This window comes from Marinobacterium sp. NO-S09 (assembly GCF_059179545.1).
The window spans coordinates 1,853,147-1,870,507 of record NZ_CP168954.1 but is presented as its reverse complement, the minus strand read 5'-3'; the positions used below and the strand labels follow the sequence as shown (position 1 = coordinate 1,870,507).

Annotated in this window: 16 protein-coding genes and 1 pseudogene; 8 read left to right on the top strand and 9 right to left on the bottom strand. The window is 56.0% G+C overall.

Annotation, left to right across the window (positions count from 1 at the left end; all coding sequences use genetic code 11):
- Positions 1-115 precede the first annotated feature (115 nt).
- The 4 genes and pseudogenes from O3C79_RS08700 (at position 116) to O3C79_RS08685 (ending at position 4,288) form a co-directional block, all read left to right on the top strand.
- Positions 116-1,300, top strand: a complete 1,185-nt coding sequence (locus O3C79_RS08700; protein ID WP_494385616.1) for an aromatic ring-hydroxylating oxygenase subunit alpha — start codon at positions 116-118, stop codon at positions 1,298-1,300.
- Positions 1,301-1,363: 63 nt separating this feature from the next.
- A complete protein-coding gene (locus O3C79_RS08695; protein WP_494385615.1) occupies positions 1,364-2,806 on the top strand; it encodes an aldehyde dehydrogenase family protein in 1,443 nt (480 codons plus the stop codon).
- Positions 2,807-2,893: 87 nt separating this feature from the next.
- Positions 2,894-3,055 (top strand): annotated as a pseudogene (locus O3C79_RS08690) (rubredoxin); the annotation flags it as partial.
- The gene (locus O3C79_RS08685) at positions 3,044-4,288 is read left to right on the top strand and encodes an FAD-dependent oxidoreductase (protein ID WP_494385784.1); all 1,245 of its coding nucleotides are present in this window, start codon (positions 3,044-3,046) and stop codon (positions 4,286-4,288) included. The pseudogene O3C79_RS08690 and the gene O3C79_RS08685, both read left to right, overlap by 12 nt.
- A 106-nt stretch (positions 4,289-4,394) precedes the next feature.
- Here O3C79_RS08685 and O3C79_RS08680 read toward each other — a convergent pair whose 3' ends face one another.
- From O3C79_RS08680 to O3C79_RS08665, 4 genes are all read right to left on the bottom strand, one after another.
- On the bottom strand, positions 4,395-4,802 hold the full coding sequence (locus O3C79_RS08680; RefSeq protein ID WP_494385614.1) for a response regulator: 408 nt from the start codon (positions 4,800-4,802) through the stop codon (positions 4,395-4,397).
- A gap of 93 nt (positions 4,803-4,895) precedes the next feature.
- Positions 4,896-5,588 (bottom strand): anti-sigma factor, encoded by a 693-nt coding sequence (locus tag O3C79_RS08675; protein WP_494385613.1) that lies wholly within the window; start codon positions 5,586-5,588, stop codon positions 4,896-4,898.
- Positions 5,585-6,247, bottom strand: a complete 663-nt coding sequence (locus O3C79_RS08670) for a sigma-70 family RNA polymerase sigma factor (protein WP_081475254.1) — start codon at positions 6,245-6,247, stop codon at positions 5,585-5,587. The genes O3C79_RS08675 and O3C79_RS08670 overlap by 4 nt, the downstream gene beginning before the upstream one ends.
- Positions 6,225-6,758, bottom strand: a complete 534-nt coding sequence (locus O3C79_RS08665; protein ID WP_494385612.1) for a DUF3455 domain-containing protein — start codon at positions 6,756-6,758, stop codon at positions 6,225-6,227. The genes O3C79_RS08670 and O3C79_RS08665 overlap by 23 nt, the downstream gene beginning before the upstream one ends.
- Before the next feature lie 223 nt (positions 6,759-6,981).
- Between O3C79_RS08665 and dsdA the strand changes: the two genes are divergently transcribed.
- On the top strand, positions 6,982-8,352 hold the full coding sequence (gene dsdA / locus O3C79_RS08660) for a D-serine ammonia-lyase (RefSeq protein ID WP_494385611.1): 1,371 nt from the start codon (positions 6,982-6,984) through the stop codon (positions 8,350-8,352).
- A gap of 42 nt (positions 8,353-8,394) precedes the next feature.
- Here the strand turns inward: dsdA and O3C79_RS08655 are convergent, their stop codons facing one another.
- Positions 8,395-9,420, bottom strand: coding sequence for an alpha/beta hydrolase family protein (locus O3C79_RS08655; protein ID WP_494385610.1), 1,026 nt, complete (start codon positions 9,418-9,420; stop codon positions 8,395-8,397).
- A gap of 318 nt (positions 9,421-9,738) precedes the next feature.
- Here O3C79_RS08655 and O3C79_RS08650 point away from each other — a divergent pair, with 318 nt between their 5' ends.
- Complete coding sequence (locus O3C79_RS08650; protein ID WP_494385609.1) at positions 9,739-11,112, top strand: diguanylate cyclase; 1,374 nt, start codon at positions 9,739-9,741, stop codon at positions 11,110-11,112.
- On the opposite strand, the gene O3C79_RS08645 is transcribed toward O3C79_RS08650, so the two are convergent.
- Both O3C79_RS08645 and O3C79_RS08640 read right to left on the bottom strand, forming a co-directional pair.
- Positions 11,113-12,855: a PAS domain S-box protein gene (locus O3C79_RS08645; protein WP_494385608.1), complete on the bottom strand. Its 1,743-nt coding sequence runs from the start codon at positions 12,853-12,855 to the stop codon at positions 11,113-11,115.
- Between the two features lie 208 nt (positions 12,856-13,063).
- Complete coding sequence (locus tag O3C79_RS08640) at positions 13,064-13,912, bottom strand: SDR family oxidoreductase (protein WP_010323817.1); 849 nt, start codon at positions 13,910-13,912, stop codon at positions 13,064-13,066.
- A 112-nt stretch (positions 13,913-14,024) separates the two neighbouring features.
- On the opposite strand from O3C79_RS08640, the gene O3C79_RS08635 reads away from it, so the two are divergent.
- Complete coding sequence (locus tag O3C79_RS08635; protein WP_010323818.1) at positions 14,025-14,915, top strand: LysR family transcriptional regulator; 891 nt, start codon at positions 14,025-14,027, stop codon at positions 14,913-14,915.
- A 3-nt stretch (positions 14,916-14,918) separates the two neighbouring features.
- On the opposite strand, the gene O3C79_RS08630 is transcribed toward O3C79_RS08635, so the two are convergent.
- Positions 14,919-16,037: an FAD-dependent monooxygenase gene (locus O3C79_RS08630; protein ID WP_494385607.1), complete on the bottom strand. Its 1,119-nt coding sequence runs from the start codon at positions 16,035-16,037 to the stop codon at positions 14,919-14,921.
- Positions 16,038-16,140: 103 nt separating this feature from the next.
- Here O3C79_RS08630 and O3C79_RS08625 point away from each other — a divergent pair, with 103 nt between their 5' ends.
- Positions 16,141-17,061 carry a LysR family transcriptional regulator gene (locus O3C79_RS08625; protein ID WP_494385606.1) on the top strand — a complete coding sequence of 307 codons (921 nt, stop codon included), beginning with the start codon at positions 16,141-16,143 and terminating at the stop codon, positions 17,059-17,061.
- Here the strand turns inward: O3C79_RS08625 and O3C79_RS08620 are convergent.
- Complete coding sequence (locus tag O3C79_RS08620; RefSeq protein ID WP_494385605.1) at positions 17,043-17,318, bottom strand: putative quinol monooxygenase; 276 nt, start codon at positions 17,316-17,318, stop codon at positions 17,043-17,045. The two genes, O3C79_RS08625 and O3C79_RS08620, sit on opposite strands and share 19 nt — an antisense overlap.
- Positions 17,319-17,361 lie beyond the last annotated feature (43 nt).

Here is a 17,361-nt window from a genome sequence, read left to right as displayed (position 1 = left end):
TCGGGTCTATCCCTAATATCCGCTCCACAGACAGCCGGCAATTTCTTGCGCTCTGTCAATGCAACCGGCTTTTTTGAAACCCTCATGCCTCAGTGGCGGAATGTGGAGAGACACCATGACAATAAAATCTCACATCATCCCAACCGAAACCCTGGACGAAGTACGCAAGCCGCTGGCCGAAGCCGCCGGCATGCCCAATGCCGTGTACATCGACGATGCCCTGTTCGAGCAGGAGCGCGACGAAGTGCTGGGCAAAACCTGGGCTGCGCTGGGCTTCACCAGTGACCTGCCGACCAACGGCTTTGCCAAGCCGGTCGACTTCATGGGCCTGCCGCTGGCGATCATGCGTAACCGCGATGGTGAGTACAAAGTCTTCCATAACGTGTGCAGCCACCGCGGCATGATTCTGCTGACCGAAGAAACCGAAGTAGAAGGTATGGTGCGCTGCCCCTACCACTCCTGGACTTACGACCTGAACGGCAACCTCAAGGGCACCCCGCACATAGGTGGTGTCGGCGTTCACAAGGCAGAAGGCTTCGTGTGTGAGAAGCATGGTCTGCGCGAAGTGCGCTCCCACGTTTGGGCCGGCATGGTGTTCATCAACCTGTCCGGTGATTCCAAGCCGTTTGAAGAGCATATCGAACCACTGGTACAGCGCTGGAGCGACTTCTGTGGCAAGGATGGCTGGGATAACCTGCACATCGCGCCAACCGGCAGCCAGATGCAGCTGGAAGTTCAGTGCAACTGGAAACTGGCCATCGAGAACTACTGCGAGGCGTACCACCTGCCCTGGGTACACCCGAGCCTGAACACCTACTCGCCGCTGGATCAGCACTACAACCTGATCATCAACGACGACATGTCCGGTCAGGGCAGCTACAACTACAACCTGTCCGATGTAGCCGGCACCCGCCTGCCGCGCTTCCCGAACTGGCCGGAAGACCGCCTGCGTCACGCCGAGTATGTTTCGCTGTACCCCAACGTGATGCTGGGCATGCAGGCCGATCACTTCTTCGCCATCATTCTGGAACCGCGTAAAAAGGACGTAACCGTCGAAAACCTGCGCCTGTTTTACGTCGGCGAAGAGGCCTGCGGTGACGAATACGCCGCCTGCCGTCACTCCCAGCTGGAGGCCTGGAAAGTGGTCTTCGGTGAAGACATCTTTGCTGTTGAAGGCATGCAAGCCGGCCGCCAGTCACCGGGCTTCACCGGTGGTGTGTTCTCACCGGTACTGGATGGTCCGACCCACCATTTCCACGGTTGGGTTGCCGACAAGTACGCCGCCATCAACAACGACTGATCTTTCAGGGTACCGGCCCGGCCATGCAGCCGGGTCGGCCACTGACAGGCAAAGGACAGACTTATGCTGAATAACGAAAACCACTGGCTCAACTTCATCGGCGGCGAATGGCGTGACAGCGCTGACAAGATCGATGTGCGTGACCCTTCTTCCGATAATGTTTTTGCCACCATCGCCAGCGCTACGCTGGACGACGCTGAAGACGCTATCCAGGCGGCTCGTGCCTGCGTCAAGCAAGGCCTGCTGACTCGCCAGCGCCCTGCCCAGCGCGCCGAGCTGATGTATCGCATTGGTGCCGAGATTCGCAAACTGGTTGAAGAAGGCGCAGTCCTGGCCTCACGCGAAAACGGCAAGTCCATCAACGATGCCCGTGACGAGTTTGAAGAATCGGCCCGTTACTTCGAATACTACGCCGGCATGGCCGACAAGATTGAAGGCAAGTCGATCCCGCTGGGCGAAGACTACATCGACTTCACCAGCTACGAGCCTCAGGGTATCTCGGTGCAGATCGTGCCCTGGAACTTCCCGGTCTCCATCTGCGCCCGCTCACTGGCACCAGCACTGGCCGCCGGAAACGCGGTGATCGTCAAATCCCCGGAGATTTCGCCGCTGGCCATCACTCTGCTGGCGACCGCATGCGAGCGTGCCGGCCTGCCCAAGGGTGCGCTGAGTGTGCTGGCCGGCCCCGGTCGCAAGATCGGTGCGGCACTGGTTGGCCACAAGGAAACCAACCAAATCGTGTTCACCGGCTCTGTACCGACCGGCCGTTCCATCATGCGAGATGCGGCTGAAAACTCCGTTCCCTGTGTGATGGAACTGGGCGGCAAATCTGCGGCGGTGGCCTTCCCGGACGCCGACCTGGATCAACTGATCAGCAGTGTACGCTGGGGCATCTTCTTTAATGCCGGCCAGGTCTGCTCCGCCATGTCCAGACTGCTGGTACATCGCGATATCTATGACGATGTGGTCGCCCGTGTTGCCGAACTGGCCAGTGGCCTGAGCATCGGTGCCGGCAAGGACAACCCGGACCTGACTCCGGTCGTATCCATGCAGCAGCGTGATGGCATCCTCAAGATCTGTAACGAAGCCGTGGAAGACGGTGCCCGTCTGGTATGCGGTGGCGATGCGGTTGAAGGCCTGCCCGGTGCATTCGTGCAGCCGACCGTATTCGCGGATGTAACCACCGAGATGCGTCTGTTCACCGAAGAGGTGTTCGGGCCGGTGATCGCCATCACGCCGTTCGACAGCGAAGAAGAAGCATTCGAGCTGGCCAACGCCACAGACTACGGTCTGGTAGCTGGCGTGTTCACTCAGGATATCAGCCGCGCCATGCGTGCTTCCCAGGCACTGGATGCCGGTCAGGTGTTCGTGAACGAATGGTTTGCCGGCGGTATTGAAACGCCGTTCGGGGGCAACCGCCTGTCCGGGTATGGCCGCGAGAAAGGTCAGGAAGCCTTGTACAGCTACGTGCGCACCAAGAACGTAGCCATTCGCGTGACTCGCTGAGCGAAGCACGCCGTCAATCGATAACTCAACAGTTGTACGGGTGCTGCCAGTCAGCATCCGGTTCTAATAAGAAAGGTGGGCCGAATCATGAAAAAGTGGTTATGTGTCGTTTGCGGACTGATTTATGACGAAGCCAAGGGCTGGCCAGCGGACGGGATTGCACCCGGAACCCGTTGGGAAGATGTGCCCGAAGACTGGAAATGCCCCGACTGCCTGGTCGGCAAGGCCGATTTTGAAATGATGGAGATCCGACAGGATCTGCAAGTTGAAGTACCGGTACTGAATGTTGCGGCCCAGCAGCAAGTGCCCTTCATGAACATTGAACAGCAGCCGCCGATCGTCATCATCGGCACCGGTTATGCCGGTTACGGACTGGCCGAAGCCCTGCGCCAGCGTGATCAGCAGACGCCGATTGTCCTGTTCACCGCAGACGACGGGCACAACTACTCCAAGCCGGGGCTGTCCACCGCTCTCACTCGTGACAGGGCCGCCGGTGAACTGGTAACGGAAACACCACTGGCACTGGAAGAGAGACTCAACATCCGTATCCATACTCGCTGCCCGGTTTACAGTATTGATGCGAAGAGCAAAATCCTGTCCACCGCCTCCGGTGAACAACGCTACAGCAAACTGGTACTGGCTCAGGGTGCCGCGCCGATTCGGCTACCGCTGCAGGGTGATGCTGCTAATGAGGTTATCAGCGTTAACGATCTGCAGGATTACCGACACTTCCGCGAACGCCTTCGGGGGCGCAAGCATGTCACCATCATCGGCAACGGTTTGATCGGCTGCGAATTTGCCAACGATCTGGTCAATGCCGGTATTGAAGTGGATGTCATCGGCCTGTCCGCCTGGTCAATGGATCGACTGCTGCCTCAGGTCGTGGGCGAACAACTGCAAAGCCGTCTGGCAGACAAGGGCGTTCGCTGGCACCTCAACACCAGTGCCGCGTCTGTGGATTGCATCGGTGAGGGCTATCGCCTGACCCTGCAAAACGGCGAACAGGTCGACACGGATCTTGTGCTTTCTGCCGTTGGCCTGAGAGCACGCACCGAGCTGGCCGACGCAGCCGGGGCCGAAGTCAACCGCGGCATCAAGATTAACGGCGGTCTGAGAACCAGCCTGCCGGATGTGTTTGCTATTGGCGATTGTGCCGAAATCAATGGCCAGCTGCTGCCTTATCTGGCACCGATCAATGCCGCTCTGCCGGCACTGGCCGATGGCCTGCTGGGCCGCCCCACCATGGCACAGTATCCATTGATGCCGGTGATGGTCAAAACCCCCTCCTGCCCGCTTACGCTGCAGGCACCTGCCGCTGATCTGGAGGGTGATTGGCAGATCGAACAGACAGATCGCGGCATTCGAGCCCTGTTTATCGATGCCCAGCAACAATTGCAGGGTTTTGCCCTCACCGATGAACTGGGCAGTGAACGCCAGTACTGGCTGGATCGTATCGGCGGTCCGCTGGAACAGGTGGCATAAGCGTTTTACCTGTCTCTTCCCCGACGCAGGATGCGTTGTACTTGGCCAGTCAGCCCTTGCGCTTGACTGGCTTTTTTCTGCCCGAGTGCAGGCGTTTTCGAATTTCCTAGACAACCGCCTGCAACTGCGCCTCATCCAGGCGCGCGACGATACGCTGAATCTTGCCGTGCAGGGCCGCAGCGGTGAAAGGTTTCACCAGGTAACCGTTAACGCCGGCATAGGCTGCTTTTGTCATTTGCTCTTTCTTTGACTCAGCCGTCACCATCAACACCGGTATGCGGGCCGTTGCCGGGTGTGTACGCATGTTGACCACCAGGTCCAGCCCATCCATTTCCGGCATATGCCAGTCCGTCACCACCAGATCGATTTTGCTTTTTCCCAGTCGCTCAAGGGCTTCCACCCCGTTGCTTGCCTGATGAATGCGGGTGAATCCCACCTGGCTCAGCAAACTGCTTATGATCCTGCGCGTGGTTGAAAAGTCGTCAACCACCAGAACGGTCATGGAAGAAATCATGTCTGCACTCGGTTATGAAAACTGATGCAGGATCATAAACAAAAACCATCTTTGACACAAATGTCACACCAAGAATTACCAAGACTAACTTGCCTAAATCCCGGTCACGGCACGTCCTATAAATTGCACCGGCCCCGTCGGCAGCCCTGTCGGCGAACCACCGCTTTGCTCGATGGTCAGCTCAAACAACTGGTTGGGTGTAATGACAGACAGCTCTTCAAACTGGGTTTCCAGACTACGGTCAGGATCAACCAGCCCCAGCGACACGGGCTTTTCCCACCCTTCGGCCTTGGTCCAGAACTCCAGCACCTTGCCCTCGGGCACCTGCGTCGCTACCAAAGGCTTGAGCTCGATACTGGAGCCATCGTAACTGGTCAGCATCCAGCCCGGCTGTGTTTGCCCCGGTGCCGTCAGCACCACGATATGCGTGGGAGCCGGTTCGCGCACGAGAAACAGTCCGACACAAAGCACCAATAATGCCGCCGTGGCCACCCGCCAAATTCCACTGCCCTGCCACATGGAAGGTCTGGTTGGCTCCCGCATTTTCAGCTCATCGAGGCTGCGCTCAATCCGCAACCTGGCAAAGGGAGATGGCTGTACGGAAGGGACCTGTTCGTTCAACAGTTCAAGCCGGTCTTCCCAAAAGGCAACGGCCTCACGTGCCTCGATCTCTTGCGCCATACGCACCTCAAACTGCTCACGCTCTTCGGCATCCAGCGCCCCCATCACGTAGTAGGCCGCCGAGAGGCTGAGTTGCTCCTCTTTGCTCAGGCTACTGTCCGTCATGACATGCACTCTCTCAGTTTTATCAGGCTACGTTGCACCCAGGCCTTAACAGTGCCAAGTGGTTTATCCAGGTGACTGGCCAGTTCAGAATGGGTCAGCCCATGCACATAGGCTTTCACCACTGCTGAACGCTGCTCGGTATCCAGCTGTTTCAGGCAATCCAGTAACGTGTGGCGTTCACGGCTGGAGCGCGGCTCAGGCTCGTGCGAAAGCCGCTCCAGTACCGCATCCAGTTCAGGCATTTCCTGGTCCGTCGACAGGCTGGTTTCACGGTAGGCATAACGCTGAGTATTCAACGCGAGGTTACGCGCCATGCGGCTTAGCCAGGCTTGGCCATTGCCACCTTCAGCGTCGAATGAATCCGCCCGGGTCCACACGCGGACGAAAAGATCATGCAGGATATCTTCAGCGAGCGCCTGATTTCGCACTATCGCCATGATTAATCCCAGCAAGCGAGATGACTCCAGGTGATAGAGCTCAGATAACGCGGAACGTTTCCGCTGAGCACACTGAAGAATCAATTGATTAATGTTTGCGTCCGTCACAGCTGCCCATCGAGTCCTTGAGTATGAACACCATACTAGAGTACCGACCCGAAACCGCCAAGGCGCAAGGCCCGGCGGTTTCGTCAGGCTGTTACCGGGCTTTCCAGAACACATATTCACCGGTATAGGCCACCAGACGCTTGGTGCCGACGGCGCCAGCATTACAGCCGGACTTGGGCGCAGCACCACCGTGCAAATTGATACGCTGAATATAGGTGACGCCCTTTAATGCGCCGTCGCGCTCAGAGGCATTCGCTTGCACCAACTGGAACGGGATATTGCCATCCCCTGCCGGTGCGGTTGCCAGTTGCTTGCCGGTAATTTTGCTGCCATCAGTGGCTTCCCAGGTCGCAGGAGGGCCATAGTAGGACACGGCTGGCTTACCCATTTCATCAGATAGAACGGCAGCTGGGCCGGCAAACTTCCAGGCCGGGCCTTTATCCGTCTCGGCACACATCCAGGCGACGGTGCCGACTGCCTTGGTTTTCATGGCAGCTTCATGCCCGGCTGGCACCTTGATGTCATCCGGAATCGTCATGCTGTGCCCTGCGGCCACGACCGAACCGCTCGCAACGGAAAGTGAGAGTGCGGCAGCGGTAAGAATCGACTTGGTATTGATGTCCATCGTTATATCCTCATTTGTGATCAAACGTGAACAGAGTTCAGCCTCTGTGAGAGGTAAACACTTGAGCGCCGCAGTTGGATGCAAAGAAAATCACTTTTTTTGAAAATTGCCTCAATCAATCGGATAGCCGCTCAAACTCTCAGGCCGACTCGGGTAATACGTTACTCGTTCAACTCGGTATACTTGGCGCCAAACGCATACTCTGGCCCAAGGTGAAACAAGAATGGCCCCACAACAGCCCCATGACTGGATAGCCCGTGCAACGGCACAGCAGGACTCTGTGTTAAATGCGCTGAAGCACTGCCGAGAGCAGTTATGGATCAACCCCAAGGCCACCCGCTTTGAGCCCATCAAATCACAACTGCCGCTGACCCTGGCGGATATCGAAGAGGCTTCAGCTCGCCTGGAGCGTTTTGCGCCCTACTTCGCCAAGGTATTCCCAGAGACGTCGGCAAGGAATGGCATTATCGAATCAGATCTGATTCAGCTGCATGAAGGCAGCACCGCCGTTGCCCGATTGTTTGCTGCGGAAGCTCCGCATCGGCTGCTGATGAAATGCGATAGCGACCTGCCGATCTCCGGCTCTATCAAGGCACGTGGTGGCATATACGAAGTGCTGTGTTTCGCCGAGCAACTGGCGCATGAGCATGGGCTGCTGAATGAAGATATGGACTACACCTGCTTCGATACAGCGCCGTTCAAAGCGCTCTTTGCACAGCACAGCATTGTTGTTGGTTCTACTGGCAACCTGGGCCTGAGCATTGGCATTATCAGCGCCAAACTGGGCTTTAAGGTAAGCGTTCACATGTCCGCAGATGCCCGACAATGGAAGAAGGCGCTGCTGAGATCCAAAGGCGTTAACGTAGTCGAACATACATCCGACTACAGCGTTGCCGTGGCCGAAGGACGCGAGCAGGCACTGGCGACGCCCGGCTGCCATTTTGTTGACGATGAAGACTCGACGACCCTGTTTCTGGGCTACAGTGTGGCGGCATTGCGGCTGAAGAAGCAGTTGGCGGAACAGCAGATTCCGGTGAATGAGCAGCATCCGCTGATTGTCTATTTGCCCTGTGGTGTCGGCGGCGGGCCCGGTGGTGTCGCCTTCGGTCTGAAGCAGGTCTTCGGCGATGCGGTGCACTGCGTCTTTGCCGAACCTACCCACTCACCCTGCATGCTGCTGGGTATGCACTCTGGCCTGCATAACGGTATCAGTGTGCAGGATATCGGTCTGGATAATCTCACTTGCGCCGATGGGCTGGCCGTGGGACGACCCTCTGCATTTGTTGGCGCACTGATGGACCCCTTGCTGGATGGCATCTACACCGTCAGTGATGACCACCTTCACGCCCTGGTCACCCTGATGACCGATACCGAGCAGCTTTCCATCGAACCCTCGGCAGCCGCTGGCCTGACCGGCTTTGTCTGGTTACAACAAGCCGGTACTGAGTTGCTTGAGCAAACCGGGCTGGCGGACACACTCGAACAGGCTACTCATCTGGTGTGGGCGACAGGCGGAAATATGATGCCTGAAGAGGAGCTCGCCAAATATTACGCCCTTGGCCAGCAGGCGCTGAAAGCGAAGCATGCCGAATAAATACGGCATCCAGCCCACCAGAGCAGGCGGTGAATGTCTCGCCTACTTTGATGGGCCAGCCGAAATGGCCGCAACAATTTCGTCGATCAGCTGCTGATGAATCTCGGCACGGCTGCGACCACCGGGCTCCTGACACAGCTCGCCCTCTCCTTCAGCCTGCAAAATCTCTTTTCCCAATTCAGTGCATTCACTGAAGGCACTGAACGGGCTTGCCGATGCGATATTGACCGCTGAATAGCTCTGTATATTGTCTAGCTGCGCGGCGGGTGCCAGTGGCGACTTGGCACCATTCGACAGACTGATCAGCTTCACGGGCACCTGTATCGATTCGACCGAGCGCGGCTCCAGCACAGAAGTCAGTTCAGGGGTAATCACCACCAGATTCCTAAGGCGTGCATCTGAAGTGTCCTGGGCAAAGAAATCATCCGGCAGCGTTGTAAGGTCTACGCCCTGACTGCTCAACCAACCGCAGTCGATATTGATGCCCTGAGCGTTGCAGGATTGCCGATACCCTTCAGTATCGAACCCTGCACCAGCGAGCGACAACATGGACGTACCACCCAAAAAGAACCCCACCCCACTCACATCCGTCATATCGGCGCGGCTTGAAAGTGGTTCGATACCTTTAAGAGCAGTGAGTGCCAACGACAGGTCAGCAGGACGCAGCAGAAGTTCATTCGCGGCATCAGCGGCTTGCAACTCGCGACCACCGGGCGGTTTGGGTACCACAACAATGAAACCACGACGCGCCAGGGCCGAGGCGATCCAGCCAGTATGGATAAACGATGAGCGCATACCGCCGTGGGCCAAGAGCACAACCGGGAAGGAGCCCTGTGCAGCCTTGGCGTCAGGTATCACCTCGACTGCGTTGAACAGCTTGCCCTGGCCAAAGTGCTCTACGGGCCGAATATCCGCAGTCGGATACCAGTAGTGAACCTCCACTGGCTTGCCTCGCGCCTCACTCGGCAACGCCCGTACCAGATGTGAAGCGGCATAGGGTTCTGCCGCCTGAACGCCGGGCAGAGTCACACCAACCATGACGCTGGCGGTGACTAAAGCAGTTGCCATCAATCCTCTTAGCCCTTTCATCCCTGACCTCTTTTTGTGAACTGAGCGTATAGGTTTGAATGATTCTATCTGCTTGTGAGGATAGCGGGGAGCATTTCCATAGAAAGTATTCCTGGCCTGAAATACGGGATAGATGAATATTGGAACGGGTGTACAATATGCAACCAATTCAGCTGCCTGCTGAGCCAATTGGTGTTAACATAAAATGTATCCATATAGATACATATATCCTGCCAGGCTAATGCAGTGTGATTTTTTGGCGGGGATCAGATAGTTATATAAAAAACTGAGCCGATTCAGTTCACGAGGCCCCTGTCAGTGCTGTTGCCCTTAATCCTTTGTTTACTGCTCCTGCTGAGCGTTGATGCCCAGGCGTATGAGCCTCAGCCGCTTGCGTTCACGGCAGAAGAGCAGCAGTGGCTCGACCAGAAGCCAGCGCTGGTGTTCAGCGAAGTGAACTGGAAACCTCTTTCTGATGTGGATTCCTTCCCGGAGTACCGCGGCATCATTGCGGACTATATGCAGTTCATTCATGAACGCACGGGCATGCAGTTCGAATTTGAACCCAGCGATACCTGGATCGAGGTACTGAACAAGTTTTCTGCCGGTGAGATCGACCTGATCCCGGCCATGTCCGAATCCGACATGATCGGGTCTGAAGTGCTGCTGACCGAACCTTATGTCACCTTTCCTCTGGTAATTGTGTCGCGAGATGATACGGATCTCGTCGCGATTGTCGGTGCCCTGAATGGCAAGAAAGTGGGCGTGGGCGAAGGTTATACCAGCTACTTTTACCTGAACCAGAACTACCCGGATATCATCCTTGAACAGACCCGCGATGTACCCGAGGGTCTGCAGATGCTGGAAGATGGCGAAATTGATGCCTTTGTCGGCCATATCGCGGTCGTGGTGCATGGCATCAACGACAAGAACCTGGACTTGAGGATCTCCGGCTTTGCTGACTACACATTTGAACATCGCATTGGCGTGACGCCTGACCACCCGCTGGCACGCTCTGTCATCGATAAGGTCATTCTCTCGATGACACCGGAAGATCATTCCAAAATCATCGACCGCTGGTTCAATATGGAGGTATCCCGGTTCAACTACACCCTCCTGTGGTACCTGCTGGCAGGTATTCTGGTGGTGTCCGGCTTTGCCTTCTACCGCTACTACCTTATTTCCAGAACCAACGAAACGCTGGTGAAGATTGCCGCCACGGATGATCTGACGGGCCTCGCCAACCGCAAACGGATCAACGAGCACCTGGAAACCTGTGAGTATCGTGCCGAGCGCTACGCCGACAGTTACCAGTACAGTCTGATTCTGATTGATATCGATAATTTCAAAATCATTAACGACGAATATGGCCACGATGTAGGCGACAAGGTGCTGGTGCAGTTCGCGGGTGTATTGAACAACCTGACCCGCCGCACGGACCTGGTGTCTCGCTGGGGCGGCGAAGAGTTTCTCATCGTCTGCGAGAGTACGGGTCAACAAGAAGCGATTACCGTGGCCGAGAAACTGCGCGCTTCAATCAGTGAAGTTAAGTTTCCGGATGTCCCCCAGGTAACCGCCTCCTTTGGCGTGATCGAGAATATCCCCGGCGAAAGCCATGTCGCCGCCTTCTGTCGTCTCGACAAGAAATTGTACGAGGCCAAAAATGCCGGCAAGAACTGTGTGGCGGCTTAATCAGTCGGCAATTTTTTCCAGGGATTTGGCCAGCTGGTCGATCCTCTCTCGGGTGGCATCTACCAGTCTGGATACCTGAGAGGCGGCATCAGAAGAATGACCAGCCAGGTCACGCACCTCTGAGGCAACCACGGAAAAACCTCTCCCGGCTTCACCCGCGCGAGCCGCTTCTATGGCCGCGTTCAGTGCCAACAGGTTGGTCTGGTCCGCAATACCGGAGATACTACCGATGATATTGCCGATCTCCTGGCCGACACGCAGCAACTCTTCCATCGCCTGATGAGTTTCCTGCACTGCTGCTTGTCGGTCTGTCACATCAACACCAAACATGACATAGCGCGTCACATTCCCTTCAAAATCCCTGAGTTGGCTGAGCCGAGCATCAAACGCATGCTCCCGCCCCCTGTTATCCGCAAATCCGACCAGCATTTTCACCTGCCCTTCATTGCTGTTTTGTCGGTATTGCTGTTCGACCTGCTGCCACAGAGAGCGGCAGGCTGCCTGTGCATCCTCTTTTGGGCCCGCTTTTGAGGCAAAGAGTTCATTGTAATGGATCGGGTTACCATGCTGATCCCACTCCACCACCAGAAGCGCTTCATCCATCAGATCCAGCCGATCAAATGAATCCTTCGCCTGCTGCCGGGTTCGCGTGATATCAGCCTGCACGGAGATGTATTTATCAACACGCCCTTCTTCGTTGAATACCGGGTTGATCGACATCGCGATCCAGTAGGGTTTGCCGCTGCGAGTGTAATTCAGAATTTCTTCGTAAAAAGGCTCTTGCCGGCTCAGGCTAATCCCGATGCGTTCAACCACCTCCGGGTCTGTGGCTGGACCCTGCAAAAAACTGCCCGGAACACGCCCCTTGATTTCGTCCAGCTCGTAGCCCGTCATCTGAGTAAAGCCCGGGTTCACATACTCGATCTTGCCTTTACTGTCTGTAATGACCACGGCATTGCTGGTCGTATTAGCCACCAGAGACAGCATGGCGATTTCATCGCGCTGCTGAACGTCTTCAGTAATGTCTTTTACAAAGGCCGTAAACAGCACCTTGTCGCCAACAACAACACGCGCCAGGGTAAACAGCCCCCACTTTTTACGTCCATCCTTGCAATGAACCGGAAGCTCTACCGGCTTGCCTATGATTCGGTTGATACCGGAATCACGGTTGCGATTAACATATCCGTCATGCTGACTGCGGTGCTCAGGGCTAACCAGCATTTTGACATTTTGCCCCATCATCTCATCACGGCTGTAACCCCAAAGCTCCACGGCCGCATCATTACAAAACTTGATATGGTTGGCTTCATCGATGGTAACAACCGCATCATTGGTTTGAGCCAGTATCTGCTCAACCATTGTGCGCTGCTCCCGCTCCTCACTGCAGTCGCGAGCAAACGCCGTGTAATAATCCTTGCGACCCATTTTGACTTTGGAGATGGTGAGGTTTATCCAGGTGTGGCTGCCGTCTTTGCGCTCCACTTCTAGTTCCCTCGAAGACCCCACGATACGGTCTCCGCCCTGCTGGCGGTGGCGATTAACGTAAGAGTCATGCTGGCCTTGATGAGCAGGGTGGACGATCACCTTAACGTTTTTGCCAACCACCTCAGTGGCCGTGTATCCCCACAGAGCCTCTGCAGCAGGGTTGAAGCTCACTATTCTGTTCTTGTCATCGATGGTCACGATGGCAATAGTGCTTTGCTCAAGTGACTTCTCTGCCAAACGTGAAGTAATACTGAACATGTCCTGCTCCTGATGGGGCTTTGCGTGAAATATGAGGGGCTGAAATAGCTCATACGCACAGACACCGACTTGGAGCATAAAAGTTGCAGAAAAGAGACACCTTGGTATTGATTGAATATCAGGAAATCACCGAGATACAAAAGTCCCTGGTTGATATCAGGTCGGGTTTGGAACGCCAACTGTTTACAGCTGGCGTCTTGTCCAGTGATCACAGCACGGCAGCGATACTCTCATTGAACGGTGTTGTGGGGCGACCAATCAACGTGCTGAGTGTTTTGCTGTCGTCTGCCAGCCAGCCTTCAGCCGCCTGCACTTCTGAATCTGCCAGAGCTTCAGCAAACAGCTGCGGCAAACCGATCTGGACCAACAGCGCAGCAAACTCTTCACCCTTCATGTTGTTGTAGCCAATTGTCTGCCCCGTCTTTTTGGCAAGCGCGTCGGCAAACTCGGCCAGTGTAAATCCGGTGTCGCCGGCCAGCTCGTAGACCTTGCCCGCCTGATTTTCAGTGGTCAGAACCACCGCCGCAGCCTCGGCGTAATCCTTGCGGGTGGCGGTATGGAAACGACCGTCCCGTGCCGCACCATTCACGGCACCCACCTGCAGGATGGCACCAATGCTCTGGGTGTAGTTTTCGCTGTACCAGCCGTTACGCAGAATTACGGCAGGAATGCTCGAGTCCTGAATCAAGGCTTCTGTTACCTTGTGCTCATTGGCCATCAGCATCGGCGAAGTATCCGCCTTGAGAATACTGGTGTACGCCAACAACCCCACGCCAGCCGCCTTGGCTGCTTCAATCACCGCCTGATGCTGAGGCACTCGACGGCCCACCTCGTTAGCGGAAATCAACAGCAGCTTTTCAACGCCTTTAAGGGCAGGCACCAGCGTTTCGGGGCGGTCGTAGTCGGCTTCTCGAACATCAACGCCCAGCGCCTTCAATGCCTCTGCCTTGGCCGGATTGCGCACCAGCGCCACCAGATTGTTTGCATCGGTTTTCTGCAGCAGACTTTCGATAACCTGCTGGCCCAGCTGACCGGTTGCACCTGTAATCGCGATCATGATGACTCTCCTCGGTTCGGTATGAACATCTGTGTCTGTGGAATTCGCAGTCAGTATGCGCGACACTAAGCGTCACCATAAGACGATCAATACCGAATACGGAGTTCGGGTTTTGAGTACAATCGATTTTGTGCACCTGCGCCTGCTGGCGATCTACGCAACGGTTGTGGAGTGTGGCAGCTTCGCCGCTGCAGCCCGCAAGCTGAACAGCAGCCGCTCCCGTATCAGTGAACAGGTTTCACAGCTGGAAGCCGACCTGGGCGTACGTCTGCTACAGCGCTCTACACGTCAGCTAACCATCACGGCTGAAGGCCAGCAGGTGTTCGAACAGGCCCGACAACTGCCGGATATTCTGCAGGGTGTCGAGGCCATTACCACGCCCGCTGTGCCCAGCGGCCGCGTGGCCATTACCATGAACCACGATATCGCCCACAAGTATGTATTGCCGGTACTGCAGGACTTCCAGAGCCGGTATCCCGAAATTCAGCTCGACCTGATTCTGGATGATGCCCGCCGGGATTTGATCGCTGAACAGATCGACTTGGCCATCCGCATCGGCATTCCCCGCGATGAATCACTGATTGCACGCATGATGCACGAAGAGCGTTTTGCCCTGTTTGCCAGCCCTGAACTGCTGCAAAAGTACGGCAAACCCGAAACGCTAGAAGCGCTTGAACAGCTGCCCTGGGTCATGCTCGACCAGCCCGCCAATCCGCAGCTGAAATACAACGGCAAAACGGTTGAACTCAAACCCACACAGGCTTACCGCTGCAACTCGCCGCTGATGGTGCAACAGATGGTCATGCGGGGATTGGGCGTGGGTATCATGCTGCCGACCACCATGCGTGAAGAGGTCAGCAGCGGACGTCTTGTTCAGATCATGCCGGCGCTCACCAGTGAAGCGCTGGTATTCGCGCTGGTGTACCCCAGCCGCCGGCAGCTGCCGTTAAGAACACGAACGGTGATCGACTATCTGCTCGCGGCGGATATTTTTGGCAGGTAAACGCTAAGCCCTTTCCAACCCCAGCATCCAGAAGTCGCTCAGCTGCTGCGGGGACATGGCGGGCACGGGCGTTTCAGCTTTTGAATCAGGTGCAAAGATCCTCTGCGCAAGCTGCCTGCCCACATTCTGAGCGGCCGTGACCTTGGTAATACGCCGCTGATAAAAGTCCGCTAATGCCTCCTCCAGTTCAGACTTTTCATCCAGCAAACAGGCAAGATGCCAGGCATCTTCCAACGCCTGACAGGCCCCTTGCCCGGACGTTGGCAAAGGCGCGTGTGCCGCATCCCCAATAATCACCAGATTGCCCTGGTGCCAGTAGGGTAAGGGGTCCAGATCATGTACAAAAATGCGGTTGAGCGATGACGCCTCGCGGGCATCAAGTACGCGTTGTACCGGTGCACAGAATTGGCCAAAGCGCCGGTCCATCTCGTCATACCAGTCCGAGACAGGGCGCGTTTTATCCAGCTCAGCACGCCAGGCTGCCGCCCAATAACATGCGCCCTCCCTCACCGGCACGATGCCAAAGCGTCCTTGTGCGCCACGGATATCATGAATGGCATTCCCGAGCCGGTGCTCGCCCAACTGACTGACCCCGATAATATTGATAAAGCCCTGATAACGGGGTCTGACGGAGTCAGAGAATAGCGCCTGTCGAGCCACTGAATTCATGCGGCCATCAGCCCCGACAACCAGGTCAAACCCCTGGCGCAGTACATCAATCTTTTCCAGCGTCATCGGGCAGCCAAAGTAAATCTGGCCGCCCAAGTCCTGCAGATGCCGGGCCAGAATCTGCATCAGGTCGCGGCGCAGGACAGTTGTGCTGGTAAACCCACTCAGGGCATTTACCGCCTGAATATCGAACTCGCCCTGCAGGGTTCCTAGCTGATCATACTGGTGCATGTAATCAGGTGCACCGCCGACACGCTCGATCTCAGAGTCCACTCCCATCTTCCGCAACACATACATGGCGTTCGACCAGAGGGTCACGCCGGCGCCCATGGATGCGACTGTGCTATTACGCTCGTACACACTTACCTGAAAACCCCGTTGGATAGCGAGGACTGCCAACGACAGCCCGGCAACGCCTGCCCCAACAATCGCAATTCGTCTGCTCCTGCTCATCATCCCTTCCTGATCAGTTGATTAGGCAGAGATTGTTACAAGGCCAATATTCAGGATAAACCCGCTATTATTGGCTTATTAATCCCGAATAATGAGCGAATCAATGATTGAGAATGTCGAGCTGCAGTGGCTGCTGAGCTTTCAGGCCGTGTATGAGCACCTGAGCTTCAAACGTGCGGCCGAACAGCTGCAGCTGCCGACCTCCAATGTCAGCCGACATGTTGCCTTGCTGGAACAGCAACTGAACCTTCGACTACTGGAACGAACAACACGCAAGATGGTTGCAACCTCGGCAGGCAAGCAGCTCTATCATTCGATCAGACCGCTCACACAGGCGATGGACGATGCACTGGAAGAGGTATCCATGCACGGCGAATCGCTTTCCGGCCACCTGAAACTGATTATGCCGGATCTTCCCTTCATGGCGGAGATCATGGCGGACTTCTGCCTGCAGCACCCTCAGATACAGCTCAGCTGCGATACCCAGCTCAACCCGGCTGAAGGCCTGTTGGATGGTTTCGATCTGGTGTTACGCTTTGGCCGCGGCCCGCTTGAAGACTCCGGCTGGATTGCCAAAGAGCTGATTCGCTGGCCCAGCTGCGTGGTCGCCACGCCTCAGCTGGTGCAGCAACACGGATATCCCTGTTCTCTGGAGGCACTCAGCAAAGCCCCCTGCATTACGACACTCTCAATACTGCAAGGCATGCCCTGGCGTTTCAAAGGCGATCAAAAGCTTCAGGTACGTTCGGCTTTTAAGGTCAACAGTGGTCAGATGGCAAAAGCAGCGGTGAGGAAGGGGCTTGGGTTCGCCATTCTGCCAAGGCACGCCTGCCAGGATGAGCTGGCAGCAGGCACCCTGGTCGAAATCATGCTCGACGAAGAACCAGAGGACCTGGTGCTGTACGGCTTTTACTCAGGCAGAAAATACCCGCTGGAAAAAGTGAAAGCGTTTTTGCAGCATCTGGAGCAAGCACTCTGCGAGCAGGGAATAACAGGAACCGCTGGTTATTCAAAAACCTCGTAGTGGCGCTCTACATTCACCGTCAACCTGCCCCAATCGGAGGACTGAACCCGTGCCTGATGGTGCTCAAAGGCCTCTCTATTGATGAACACTTCAAATACTTCAAATCGGCACGGGTTCTCCTGACTCTGCGTCACATCGAACTGGATACAGCCCGGCTCCTCCCGCGTAAGTTGTGTGTGCCGGCCCAGTGCGTGCTTAACAACCGTAAGCTCATCTTTTGCAACCAGAATAAAGCCCTTCAGAGTAACCTCAGACATTTAAACGCTCCCTGTTTTCCGTTATATCCGTCTTTTGACAATG

Coding starts and splice junctions, on each gene's coding strand:
- O3C79_RS08700 (WP_494385616.1), top strand. CDS start 116: ATGACAATAAAATCTCACATCATCCCAACCGAAACCCTGGACGAAGTA.
- O3C79_RS08630 (WP_494385607.1), bottom strand. CDS start 16,037: ATGAGCAGGAGCAGACGAATTGCGATTGTTGGGGCAGGCGTTGCCGGG.
- O3C79_RS08655 (WP_494385610.1), bottom strand. CDS start 9,420: ATGGCAACTGCTTTAGTCACCGCCAGCGTCATGGTTGGTGTGACTCTG.
- O3C79_RS08670 (WP_081475254.1), bottom strand. CDS start 6,247: ATGTGTTCTGGAAAGCCCGGTAACAGCCTGACGAAACCGCCGGGCCTT.
- O3C79_RS08620 (WP_494385605.1), bottom strand. CDS start 17,318: ATGTCTGAGGTTACTCTGAAGGGCTTTATTCTGGTTGCAAAAGATGAG.
- O3C79_RS08625 (WP_494385606.1), top strand. CDS start 16,141: ATGATTGAGAATGTCGAGCTGCAGTGGCTGCTGAGCTTTCAGGCCGTG.
- O3C79_RS08675 (WP_494385613.1), bottom strand. CDS start 5,588: ATGACGGACAGTAGCCTGAGCAAAGAGGAGCAACTCAGCCTCTCGGCG.
- O3C79_RS08685 (WP_494385784.1), top strand. CDS start 3,044: ATGATGGAGATCCGACAGGATCTGCAAGTTGAAGTACCGGTACTGAAT.
- O3C79_RS08645 (WP_494385608.1), bottom strand. CDS start 12,855: ATGTTCAGTATTACTTCACGTTTGGCAGAGAAGTCACTTGAGCAAAGC.
- O3C79_RS08695 (WP_494385615.1), top strand. CDS start 1,364: ATGCTGAATAACGAAAACCACTGGCTCAACTTCATCGGCGGCGAATGG.
- dsdA (WP_494385611.1), top strand. CDS start 6,982: ATGGCCCCACAACAGCCCCATGACTGGATAGCCCGTGCAACGGCACAG.
- O3C79_RS08680 (WP_494385614.1), bottom strand. CDS start 4,802: ATGATTTCTTCCATGACCGTTCTGGTGGTTGACGACTTTTCAACCACG.
- O3C79_RS08640 (WP_010323817.1), bottom strand. CDS start 13,912: ATGATCGCGATTACAGGTGCAACCGGTCAGCTGGGCCAGCAGGTTATC.
- O3C79_RS08665 (WP_494385612.1), bottom strand. CDS start 6,758: ATGGACATCAATACCAAGTCGATTCTTACCGCTGCCGCACTCTCACTT.